This is a genomic window from Limnoglobus roseus, assembly GCF_008254045.1.
GTDB lineage: Bacteria > Planctomycetota > Planctomycetia > Gemmatales > Gemmataceae > Limnoglobus > Limnoglobus roseus.
The window spans coordinates 5,680,096-5,693,534 of sequence record NZ_CP042425.1 but is presented as its reverse complement, the minus strand read 5'-3'; the positions used below and the strand labels follow the sequence as shown (position 1 = coordinate 5,693,534).

The following is a 13,439-nucleotide window of genomic DNA, read 5'->3' as shown; positions in this document are numbered from 1 at the left end:
AAAGAAAGGATATCGTCACCACCGAGGGTCGATCACCCCACGAACACCCCGCCGTTCACGCCCGGGAACACCTCGGTCTCGTAGAGGGCGTTGAACGCGCCCGACACGAGTGTGCTCCCCTTGTAGGCCGTGATTGTCGAGCCGAGATCCTCGCCGTCGCCAACGACTAGGTCGGCGAACCGGTCGCCGTCCAGGTTCTTGGTGGCAATCCGAATCCCGCCGCGGTCGCCGTTGTTGCGGACGAAGGCGTTCACGATGTTGACCGGGCTGCCCGAGTTATTGGTGATGAGGTTCTTCCCGTCCACGGCCAAGACGCGGGGGCCACCGTTCGGTCCGCCGCCGGCGATCAGATCGCCGAAGCCGTCCCCGTTGATGTCCCCGACAGCCAGGAACACACCGTTCCGGAGGGTGTCGATGTCCGGGCCGTTGAAGATGAAGAAGTCGTTGAAGAGGGTCTTGACCTGCCCGGTCAGCAACAACTTCCCGTCGGCGACCGAAACCCGGGGGCCGCCGAGGAACCCAGCCCCGACCGCCACGTCGCCGAACCCGTCGCCGTTCATGTCGCCGATCGCCGCCCGGGCACCGCCGCGGAAGTTGACGTCGTCGATCCCGAAGTAGTCGGCGAGTTTGACGAAATCCTTCCCGTTCAGGAGGATGACCCGCGGGCCGCCCCCCTGGTCGGGGGTAATCGCAATGTCGGCGATGCCGTCGTTGTTCACGTCCCCAGCCGTGACGAACACGCCGCCGGTGAAGGTGGATTCGAACGGGAGGAACGAGAACACCTGGTTGCCCGTCACCCCGTCGTACACGACGACCTGGGTACTCGTCCCCGGGCCGGTGCCGGCGATGTAATCGTCCACGCCGTCGCCGGTCACGTCCCCAGTCGTCACCCGCGTGCCGCCGGGCGTTCCCGGGAACGGGGTGAACTCGAACTTCCGGTTCCCCACGTTGTCGTAAATGGCCACCGTCCCGGTCGCCCCGGCCCCGACGGCCACTGTGGTGGAGGGCGTGACGTTCCCCTTCACCGCCGAGGTTTGGGAGCCGGTCAAGTTGGCGTTGACCGTGTCGGTCGCGGTGATGGTGTGCGAGCCGATCGTCCGGAGGATGACGTTGAACGTCCCGACGCCGTTCGTGAGGGTGGCGTTCGGGGGCAGTATGGCCGACGGATCGGTCGTCGTAATCGCAACCGTCCCGGAGTACCCCGGCACAAGGGTGCCGGCGTCGTCAACCGCACGGACGGTCACGGTCCGATCAAGCCCGATGGCCGCCGAGGAGGGCGACACGGTCACCAAGAACCGGGACGCAACAAGCCCCTGCGGCACGACTTGTACGGGCACGGTCGTGGCGACTTGACTGATGGTCGAATCCGTCACCGACAACGTGTTCGCACCGAGCGAGTTCAATTTGACGCTGATCAACTTCGTGCCGGCGTCCGAAGGGGTGAAGGTGACCGGCGAGGTAATGACTGCCGTCGGATCGGAACTCGTCACGTTCACGGTTCCGGTGTATCCCGGAACCCGATCGCCGAACACGTCAATCGCGGTGATCGACAACTGGAGGGTCGAGCCGGAAACGAAGGACGCCGGCACACCAACGATACGGAACCCGACCGCGGTCGGAACCGAAACCGACGCTGTGATCGAGCCCTGCAACCCGTTGGCAGAGTCACTTGCGGTGACGGTCTGCGTCCCGGCGTGCCGGAACGAGACGGCACCGGGAAGGGTTCGCGTTCCACCGTCGGCCGGGCCGAACGTAACCGTCGTCGGGTTCAACGTCGCTCCGTTATCCGAAGTGGTCAGGGTCAACGTACCGGTGTAAGCCGGGGTGACGTTCCCGAACACGTCGAGGGCGGTGATCGTCAGCGCGGCTGCCGCACCCGGAGCGATCGGCGACGGCAGTCCGGTCAGGGCAAACTTACTCGTGACATTGGGCGTTACCTGGATGCCGGTCTGGGACGCGGTGAGCGTCGAGTTGGCCGCGTCGGTCGCGGTGATCGTCCGACTGCCGGCCGTCCGCAGGGTCGCCCCGGCGGTGAACGTCTTCGACCCACTGTCCGCCGCCGTGAAAGCGTACGTCGCCGGCGCGAACGTCGCCTGGCCATCGTCCGACGAGAATGCCACAGTCCCCGTGTACCCCGTCGCCGCGTTCCCGAACGCATCAAACGCATTCACCGTGAACGAACCCGACGTACCCGCCACCACCGGACTCGTGAACCCACCCAACGTCAGCGACGACGCCGCGGCCGGAGTGACGAGGATGTTGGATTGCGTCCCGGTAAAGTTTGTCGCCGGGTCGGTCGCCGTGATCGTGTGGGTGCCCGCCGTCCGCAGGGTCGCCCCGCCGGTGAACGTCTTCGAACCGTTGTCACCCGCGGTGAACGTGTACCCCGTCGGGGCAAACGTCCCCTGGGCGTCGTCCGTCGAGAACACCGCGGTCCCGGTGTAGGTCGGGGTGACGTTCCCGAAGGCGTCGGCGGCCGAAACGATGAAGGAACCACTCACCCCGGCGGTAATCGACGCGGGGAAGCTGTTGACAAGGAACTGGGACGTTGCCGCGGGTGTGACGACGATACCCGACTGGGTCCCGGTCACGCTCGCCGTGGCCGTGTCGGTCGCGGTGATTGTCCGACTGCCGGCCGTCCGCAGGGTCGCCCCGGCGGTGAACGTCTTCGACCCACTGTCCGCCGCCGTGAAAGCGTACGTCGCCGGCGCGAACGTCGCCTGGCCGTCGTTCGACGAGAACGCCACCGTCCCCGTGTAACCCGTGGCCGCATTCCCGAACGCATCGAAAGCGTTCACCATGAACGAGCCCGCCGTACCCGCCACCACCGGACTCGTGAACCCGCCCACCGTCAGCACCGCCGCCGCGGCCGGTACTACAACAATGCCCGTCTGCGCCCCGGCGATGCTCGCCGTGACGGAGTCGGTCGCCGTGATCGTATGCGTTCCGGCCGTCCGCAGCGTCGCTCCACCGGTGAACGTCCTCGCCCCACTGTCGGCCGAGGTGAAGGTGTAGGCCGCCGGAACGAACGAGCCTTGAGCGTCGTCCGTCGAGAACGTGACCGTGCCTCGATAGGCCGGCGTGACGTTCCCGAATTGGTCGGCTGCCGCAACCCGATAATCGTAGGCCACGCCAGCGGTGGCCGACGTGGGGAACTGTGCGACCAACAGCTGAGACGTCGCCGCCGGCGTCACCAGAATCCCGGATTGCGTCCCCGCCAAGAGGGGCGTAACCGTGTCGGTCGCGGTGATCGTGCGACTGCCGGACGTCCGGAGGGTCGCCCCGTTGGTGAACGTCTTCGACCCGTTGTCCGCGGCCGTGAAGGTGTACGTCGTGGGGGCGAACGTCGCCTGGCCGTCGTTCGACGAGAACGTCACCGTCCCCGTGTACCCCGATGCCACGTTCCCAAACGCATCGAACGCATTCACAGTGAACGAACCCGCCGTCCCCGCCACCACCGGGCTGGTAAAGCCGTCCACAGTGAGGAGGTTCGTCGGTCCGGGAAGAACCAGGACCTTCTGCGACCCGGTCAGCGTGACGAGGGGGTTCGTCGAGTCACTCGCGGTGACCGTCTGGAACGAGTTCGTCAGGTTGGTGGCGGTCGCGAGGACCACCCCGTTGGTGAACGTGTGCACCCCGGCGTCGCCCGCCGTGAACGTGTACGTCGTGGGCACCGCGGCCGCGGAATTCGTGTCCGTGGTCGTAAACGATACCGTTCCGGTGTACGTCGGATCGACGTTGCCGAACGAGTCGACGGCCATCACGGTGAGGCTGCGCTGGTCGCCGGCGAGGACCGGTCCGTTCAGCCCGGTGAGGACGAAGTGGTCGGCCGTCCCCGAGGTCACAGTGAGCAGCGACCGAGCCGGGTTCGGCTTCGTCGCGGCCGGGGTCGTCAGGTCGGTGACGGATAACAGGGTTTGCCCCGTCGTCGGGTTGCTGCCCGCCAGATAGTAGAGCGTGAAGACGTGACTGCCGGCGTCGGCAGCCGTGAACTGGTACGTAGTCGGCAACGCTCCGGACGGAACCGGGGCCGGCGAACCGGCCAGTGCGGCCGCCGGCACTTCAGGACCGGTCACGGAACCGCCCGAGGCGTCCGCGGCCAGCCCCGCCGTGGGATTGGTGTACGTGAACCCGTTCGCAGTCACTGAGGCGACGACGAAATCGCCGTTGTACCCGGCCGTGGTCACGCCCGCGATCCGCACCTGTTGACCGGCGACGAATGCCACCGGCCCGACCGTCCGGACGGTGACGGTATTGCCCACTTCCGAGACGTTCAGAATCTCGACAACGGGTTGCGGGGTGAGGACGACGGGTTGCCCGTTGATGGTGGCCGTCAAGCTGATCGTGCCGGTGTAACTCGGGTCCGGCAGGCCGGTCGTCGGGTCGAGGCTGGAAACCACCACCCGCGTCGGCGCCCCGGCCACCGTCGTGACCGGTTGGTCGATGTGCAAGTTGCCCGGCTTCGCGTTCAGTGGCGAACTCGACACCGAGACATCGTCAATCTGCCAGCCCAGAGTACTGTTGGCGAAACCATCAACGGTGTCAAAACTGAACCGAACTATGATCGTCTGCCCCGCGAAGGGGGTCAAGTTCACAGAAAGCGGCGACCACGTTAGGGTCTGAGGAATCGAGCCAGCACCGTTCGACGCGATTGTCGTAAACGTCGCCCCACCGTTTGTCGAGACTTGAACGCTCGCAACATCGAATGATACACCACTCTCACTTTGGAGCCGGTAGTTGAAGCTCAACTGAGTCGACATGCCCGCAGGCACGGCGATCGGTGGGGAATCCAGCGTCCCGAAGTTTCTCGCTCCGGTGTTATAGTTTCCACTGGCGTCGATGCCGTAGTACGCGATCTCCGGTGCCGAGTGCCCAGGGGTCGTAGTTGCACCGGTGGCCGTGGCTGTCGCGTGCCAAAGCCCCGTCGCAGTGAAGCCGTCGAGGCTCAACCCGCCGGCACCATCGCTGAAGTCGGCCAAGGTCGTCGCAGCTGTGGCCCCGAACAACATGAGGGAGCCGTTGTACGCATCGGCCGGCGCGCCACCGTTGTTCGGGTCCGCGGTTGTTTCACCGTTGGTGAAGTCGTCGTCTTCGTTCAGACCGAAGCCCGCGTAGTCGGTCACAGTCGGGGAAATGGTGACCTGTGCGAAGCCGGTGGCGACCGGAGTCGCCGCGGTGAACGTCACCGCGTAAAGGTTGTGGAAGTCGGACGGATTCCCGGGGATGAGCGGGAAGTTCGCCGGTGCGGACGTGTTCGAAATCGGGCTGACGCTCGTGATGGTGAGGACTTGACCGTTCGCGTCCTTGATCTGGATACGGCCGGTCGTGAACGTACTCGCCAGAACCGGGGAGTTGAACGAGACCACCACCCGACCCGAGTTCGAAGGCGAGGTCGGCTGGGTCGTAACATCCACCCCGATGACCTGCGGCCCCGATTGCTTGACGACCTGGAACTGCGCAATAGCCGCGATGGCCGGATCGTTCTCGGGCGTGCCGAGGCGGATGGACCACGTGCCGCGACCGTAAGTGGCGGCGGTCAGCATGTTCAAACCGCCGGTCTGCTGGATCGGCTGACCCGACGCCGGGTCGATGTTGCCCTGCGACAGGGTCAGTTGCGTCACCAGCGTGGACGGGAAGTAGCCGGCATCCGGAATCGCGATCGAGGCCGGCAATCCGGTCGACGGGTCGGTGTACGAGTAGGACGAGGCCTTCGGGTAAATTTCCCACGTCTGGCCGCGGTCGAGCGACCGGAACACACCGCCGTACCCGCCCGCGTAGAGTACCGGGAAGGTCGCACTCGGGGCCGTCGCGCTCGCGTCGGGGATGGCGTACCGCCAGTCGATGGCCAGCGAAGTCAGGTTCCGCAACGAGGCCGTTTCACCGTTCTGCGGGGCGGGGTTCGCGTCATTAAAGATCGGGTCGGAGAGCGAGAAAATGTTCCCCGTGATGTTGACCCAGGTACTTCCCGCGGCACTCGAATCGGGATTGAAGAACACGCCCCCGTTCGTGACCGCGTACGCAGCCTTCGATCCCCGAGTTGTGTCAGGAACAATTTGCTGCACGGTGCCGCCGCCCAGGCCGTTCGAAATGTCGGTCCAACTGGTGCCGCCGTTGAAGGTCACGGCGATCAGCGACCCGTGACCGGCATAGATAAAGTTGTTGGACTGGTTGGCGTTGGTCGCGCCGATGTCGGGCGACCCGAAGGCGATGGCCTGCGAGTAATCGGTCGGTGTACCGGCGCCGGTCACCTGGAACCACTGGACGCCTTGGTTGACCGACCGGAAGAACTTGCCCGTGATCAGAGAACTGATGGCCAGCCCACTCGCGTCGGTAGGATTGACTGCGAACTTCGGTCCCCCGAGCATGGCCCAGTTGCCCGCGCCAGTTACGGGGTTATCGCCGGGTTGAATAAGCCCCTGCGTTTTGCCGACGGAGTTCACGAGGAAGAACTGGTTCGGGTCACCAACGTCGTTGTTACAGCACGGCCAGTGGTACTGATAGTTGGTGCCGGACCCGGTCTGATCGGTGAGGGCCCAGGAACCGTCGCCCGCCGCCCCAGCCCAACTGAGCATAGCTGGGGACGTCCCAACACCCGTCTGGAGAATGTCGGTGTTGGACCTTGGGAACCCGTTGTCCTGGGCCACACCGTAGTACAAGGCTCCGGCGATTTCCGCCGCCAGTTGGCTGGGGTGAACCGTGGACGAGTAGAACTGCACCGTCTGAAGATTCCCGTTCCGAATTTTCGTCGGCAGGGTGATGGCCTGGGAACTGGACCCGAGTCCCGTGACGAGGTTGCCGTCGCCGTCATAAACGGCGCTGGCCACGCCCTGGTCGTCGCCGACGATCAGTCGCGTCTGCCCGGTAACCGGGTCCACGAACGTGATGACCCGGTGGACGTCGGTCTGGGCTTCCGGGAAGATCGCCTGATACCGAGCCCCCGTCCCGGTGTTTCGAATGCTCGCCACGTTCGTGAAGTACAGCGACGAGGTCGCCGCGAACGGATCATTCGGATTTCGATACACGTTCAAGAAGCCGGTATTTACGCCCGAGAGCCCCGCCGTGGGAGTTCCAAACTGGCCCGAGAAACCGTAGGTTTGGCCTGGCCCGAGGTTGGCGTTCGTGAGCTGGGATTTCGTCCCCGCGCCCTTGGTCACCAAGTTGCCGGTGTTGGCCGTGAACTGCACGCTATTGCCGCCGACCGTGGATCCGTTGTCGTAGGCGACGAAAGCAAGGGCGTCCATGATGCCGGTGGTGTCGACACGGATGAACCCACCCGTCCCGGGGCCGCTTGGCCCGATCGCGTTGTCGTTCGTTCCCCCGATGTACACGACGTTCGGATTGAGCGGGTCGATCGCAAACCCGACGTCGTAATTGCCCTGCCCCGGGAGCGGGTTGGACGTCCCGGGCGGGGCCGCGAAGTTGTCGTGATCGTTCCGGGTGTAGTTGTTGGTCCCGAACCCGGCCGCCGGCGGGTTCCCCTGCAAGTACTCGGCGAGACTGACCTTGGTCCAGTTCCCGCCGAAGTCTTTCGTCAAGTAAAGACCGTCGAGGGAGTTGTCGGCCTTGATGACCAGGGCGTACAGCCACCCCTGGTAGTTCAAGTCGAGCACTTTGTTGTTCGTCAGGAACGGGGTAGCGAGGAGGATGCGCCCCTTAGCCCCGTTCGGGGTCGCGCTCGGCGAGGCGATTGGCACCCGCGGTTGGGTAAGCACGTCCGCGTCGATGAAGTTCCCGTTCCCTGGCGGCGTGCCCGTCAGCAGGGTCATCCCGCTCGCGTTGAAAGCCGGGTTCGCGATGTAGACACCCTGACCCCGGAACGCCGCGTACAGGATTTGGAGGTTACCCGTACCGGTGGCCGCACTACCGGCGGCGAGCACGATGTCCGTGGCGTCACCCGCCTGGATCAGTGACCAGTGCCGACCGGTATCATTGCTACGGTAAACCCCACCGCTGCCGCCGAAGGCGGCGTAAACGATCAGGTTCTTGTCGGTGTCGTTCACCGCCGTCGGGTCGATGATGATCTTGAACGCCGTCTTGCCGAAGAACGTCCGGTCCCGGCTGGCCGTGTCGATCGACGCAATCGTCCCGCCGAAGTTCGGGGCGGTTTCGGTACCCGGTACGACGTTATTCAAGCTGTCGAGGACGACCCAGTTCGCCCCACCGTCCATCGAGCGGAGTACGCCCACGCCCGGGGAGCCGGTATCGCCTTCGCCGGTGAGGACGAAGATGATCGACTGGTGCGGGTCGTTGTTCCGCGGGAACACGGCGATGGAGACGACGTTCAGGGCGTACGTCGGCCCATTGTCGATGAGCGGAATCCAACTCGGCCCGGCCGCGTCCTGGGTCAGGAAGTTCGTCGTCTTCCAGAGCCCGCCGCTTGCCGCCCCGAGGTAGACCGTGTTCCCCGACGGGTCGGACGGATCGACCGCCAGGCCGTTCGTCCGCGACGAGTTCGCCCCGCCGTTCTCAGAGGCCGGGCCGACGGGCGTCCAAACCTTCTGGGTGAGGGAGTCCGTCGGGTCCTGGTTGAACACTCGGAACGATACGGACAATCGGTCGGCGTTGGTTTCGCCCAGGCCGGTTCCCGATTTCACCTGCGGCAGTCGGAGGGACCACGAGGTCAAGTTCGGCGTCTGGGTGCCGGTGTTGATGATCCGCAGCTTCCACGTGCCCAGCGACGCCACGTTGTTAAGATCGCCCAGTGGGAACTGCGGGTTGTACGGACCGGCCGAGAACGGCTGGAATCCGGACTGGATCGGCGTGTTCGCACTATCCGTGAGGGCGGTACTCGAAAACCAAACGTTCCCCGGCGGCCGGGTCGCATTGCCCGCCTTCGTGAATAGGCGGATGGTCGTCCCGTCCGGGGCGACCAGTTCGCCGATCAGATCGACAACATTTTGGCTATTGAGCGTGGCACTGCTCACGTTCAGGACGACCTGAATCTGGTGCCCGACCGACTGCGCGATAATGAACGAATCCGGGATACTGAGCGGGAATTCCGTCGTCGAAGCGATGCCCCCCACGGCCGGCGCAATGGTCGCGGCCGCACCGGAGAACGTCGCCGGGTAATTGTTGTCCACCGTGACGCCGTTGGTCGGCGATCCGCCCCGGAGAACGTCGAGGCCGGCGTTGAGATTCGTGTCGATCAAGGCGGGCTGATTCGCACCGAGGTTGACCGCACCCGAAAACTGCGGGTCGATCTCGATCGTGTACGTTCCACTCAGGACTTGTCCCGGGAATCCGACGCGCCACGTCCGCGCATTCATTGACACGACGGTCAGCGGATTTGTGGTCGCGGTATTGCGGTCGTAGATGACCCCCGCCGGCCCGGTCAGTCGGACGATGTTGGCCTTGGTGAACACCGGCCCGTTGGCCAAAACGGTGTTCAAATCCCGGTCGAACGTAATGTCGACCGCCGACGCCACCCCGGTGAGCACGAGGTCCGGGTCCGTAGCACTCCCGCCGTTCACCACAGACGAGCCGATCATGTGCGGCCCGGGAATGATGAGCGGTTGAGTGGTCACGTCGTAAGGAGCGGTAAACGGCACGCCGCTGGTCGGTTTCGGCATGGCGAAAGCATCGACATTCACCTCAGCGGGGTTCGAGTCCGCGTCTTGGTCCATAAAGTTACCGGTCTTCGTCACCACCACGGTCACGACCCCACCCGTGACGTTCAAGGTCCAATTATTCAGCGTCGCAATGTCGGGAGTGGCGTCATCGAACAGTTCCAGCGTCCAGGTACCAGTCCCAGGCTCGCCGGAAAGGACGGAGAGCGGACTTTCCGGCCTAAAGCTACCGGTGAATGGAGCAGTCCCGGCCCCGATGGAGGTAGTGGCCGAGTCGTCAAACGTCGTGTCGGAAAAGTTATCACCGCCTCCGCCGCGGTTGAGAACTAACGGCACCCGAGTGCCCGAGGGGCTGCGGAGGAAGATGCGAAGGTCACCATCGAACGTCGTCGAGACGTTGATCCGAACCGTGACGTTACTCACAACCAACCCCGGCGGCAGGTTGACGGCGACAGTCGAAGTCGCCCCAGTTGGGCTGCCGTCCGGGACGACGACCGGGGTGTTGTTGTTGGACTGAACTGGCCCGCCAGAGGGGACGACGGTCATGACCCCCGACCGAACCCGGTCGCGGATGGTCGGGGAAACGGAGTAGCTGTACGTGCCGATCGCCGACTGGGCCGCGAACCGGATCAGGAATTGAGTCGCGCCCCCCCGTCCGTCCGGGTCGACCGGTGTGACCAGTGTCACGGGGATCATCGTATCAGCCCCGACGGGGTTGTACGGGTTGTGGTACCGAACGGTGTAATTCGACGTCAGGATCGCGTCGGCGACTTCCACCGTGCGGTCGAACGTAATGAGGATCCCGTCCAACCGCCGGGTTCCGTCGGCAGCGAGCGTGGTGTTGTACGAGCCCGCACCGGATGTTGACGCGGTGAGAACGGGACCCAAGTCTCCGCTGATCACCCGCGGCCCGGTAGCCGTGACGGCGCGGGCCGACTGCACGCTGATGCCCGCGGCGTTCGCGTTCCCAGACCAGTAGGCGTAGATCTTCCCGCCGGACGCGATCACCGACTGCCGAATGCCAAGCCCGAGTGCGTTCGACAACGGAACGTTCGACGGCACGGGCTGAAGCGTGTACGAGTTGCCCGTGATGACGTCGATGGCCTTCTTTGGTTGGTTGAGGAACGGCTGCGTGCCATCGACACTCTGGGTCACGGTTACCGTCTGATTGCTAAAAGTCGCCCCGCCGTCGATGCTCGTCGCGATAAACGTCGCCGCCCGCGTCTGGTTCGCATCTAGGCGGGTGTCGTACCAAGTCACAACCGCCGTGCCGGTGGTCGAATCAACCGTCACCGCCGGGATAAACTGAGGGCGATTCCCTTCGGTAAAGTTGTCATTCGGGGTGTCATCGTTCACCTGGACCGGGGTGCCGAGGCCACCCCCAATGGTCCCCCGGCTGAGCATAATGTTCGTGTCGGTTACCTGAGCCGGGTTGGCGGTGTTCAACGTTACGCCCGTATAGGCGACGTAAAAGTTCCCGCCGAACGGGGTGAACGACCCGAGGCTGTTATCGAAGGCCACCGACACGGTTGAGGGAACGCCCGCGGTGGGCGAGGTCGCCGGGTAAGTTGCCGATCCGACAAGCGGGGCGTTGTTGAAGTCCACCCCGATCGGGGCGGCTTGAGCACCGGCGATCACCTGGTCCGTGCCGAGTCCGTTGGGCACCGAAGAGAACGCCAGCCCGAACGTCTGCAGGAATTCCGGGGCGGTGTACCCGCCGCCGTTGAGCGTCAGCCGGTCGTTGCGGAAGTCCGTGATCCGCAGGTGCCAGGTCGAACCGTTCAAAGTCGCGGCTGTCGCGTTCGTCAGGCCGGCCGTGGCCAGGAAGCCCGAGATCAGCGAGATTGGAACCAGTTGACTCTGATAACCGGAACTGCCTTCCGGCCGAAACGCCCCGATATACGGGAACGCCGAGTTCGGATCGTTGATTCGCCGGGCGGCGGTGTCGCTGAAGACGGTGTACGTGCTGTTGGCACCGTTAATGATCCCGAGGCCGGCCGAAGGAGGGTTCGGGTTCGCCGGAGTGAATCCCGGGAGGGTACCCGAAATCCCGATCGGGAACGGCTGTCCGTTCGGGGTGTTGGGGTTTGAATTATCCCCTTGAGTGCGGTTATTGAGCAGAGTTAGAGTGGTCGTGTTGTCGGGGGCGATCAGTTCAATTCGCAAATGATTCAGAAACGGAGCTACAACGCCGAGGTTGATCGAGAGGTCTTGAAGGGTAAAGTTCGGATCGGTGATTGTACCCGCTGGAATCATCAAGTCGAATGTCTTGGAACTCTGAGTATCGACCGTGGCCGGCGAAACGGCTGCCCCAGCGTCGTTCACTTTCCCAGTGGCATTATCGAACGTGCCCGTGAACGTGAAGGTCTGCGGGACGAGATTGGTCAGGCTTCCGCCATCGGGCTGGGTGTTCTCGTAGGCAATCTGGGCGTAGTTCTGTCCGCGAACCTGCTGCGGCCAAACGAAAACCAGCGACCCTGGGGTGTCCGAGTTGCCCGGACTAATCGCGATCTGCGGGGCCACCCCGCGGCTGTTATCCGGGGAGGTCAGATACCCACCATCGTTCACCGGGACCGGGTTGCTCCAAGTCACGCCGTCGTCGCCGGAAACCGCCGTCTGAATGGGGTTGGGGTTGAAGTTGAGAACACCGCCCGGGGACGTGATGTCGCGAGGGTTAGCACTCGAGTTCGCGTTCCAGGCAACATACACCGCCGCCCGGCCTGGCATGGCCGTCCGATTCGCCAACGTGTCGGTAAAGGTCACCCCCGTGGTCGGGTCGACGAACGTCTGAACGTTGTTATCCACCGCAATGGCCGGGTTGAGCGCCTGATCCGCGTTTAACCACCGATACAGAACTGTTGGGGTCGCAGCCGGTGCCGTGCCAAAAGCCGCCTTGTTAAACAGCACCGCCCCACTGGTTTTGCCGGTATTGTGAGCAAGGTAAACGTAATAGATCATCCCGTCTCGCCCGAACGCCACAGCCGGGGAAGAGGCATCGGTGTAGAGGTTCGGATTCGCTGTTGTCACGAGATTGGGGTCGCGCGGTCGGGCCAACGCAGTTATTGCGGTCCACGACAACCCACCGTCAATCGTCGTGGCGGTCACGGCGGTCAAAGCGGTGCCGTTCGCGTTGCTGGTGTAGCGTGTGGCCACTAGCACTTGATGGAGCGCGTTCTGCGGATCGGCCACCACCTGCGGATTGATGTAATCGATCGTGGTGTTGTTGTTTGCCGCCGCTGGGACTTGCTGCGCCAACGCAATTGACGCCGTCGTCGCAGTTGGGGCAATGACCGTGGGGGTGGGCAAAGTCGCCGGGGCAATTCGGTCTTCGATCGTCTCGAAGAGCAACGACGTGTTCAACGACTTGCGACCGAGGTGATTCGGACTGAACGCCCATTTGCGAAGGGAGGTCATCAGGTTGCGGGGAGGCATTCACGGTCTCCAGGATTGTGTCGTTCGAGGGTTCCGGTCAGTCGCAAACGAACTAAGCCGAGCCAATACTCAAACAATTCGCCAGTAAATGTTTGTGGTCGAAGCGTAATTGTGCGCAAGGATTCACAACCTACGACGCACTCAGACCTCTCACAGTTTGCTACCTGTTGGATATTTTGGTAAAATTACTCGACTGCGGAGAATATGAGCAACCTGAAACGAGAACATTTTCGAGTGTCCTCCCGCAAAGTGTAGGGTTATTCCTTTTACCTGTTTTACCAGGATTATCAGGAGCGGTTTGGATGTTCGCGGCCGCAAGCCTCGAAGGATTCTCTCTCTCACCGTCTCGACATTCGTTCTGACCCCAGTCGAAATTGCTCAAGAATCGGCCGCCTCGGGACGAGCACGTGGGTACGTTCGCGTGACATCGCGAGGGGTCGC

Annotated in this window: 1 protein-coding gene; it reads right to left on the bottom strand. The window is 63.7% G+C overall.

The features are described from left to right. Nucleotides 1–32: 32 nt before the first annotated feature. Entirely contained in the window at nt 33–12,998 is a 12,966-nt protein-coding gene (locus PX52LOC_RS24060) for a proprotein convertase P-domain-containing protein (RefSeq protein WP_149112471.1), read from the bottom strand. Nucleotides 12,999–13,439: the final 441 nt, after the last annotated feature.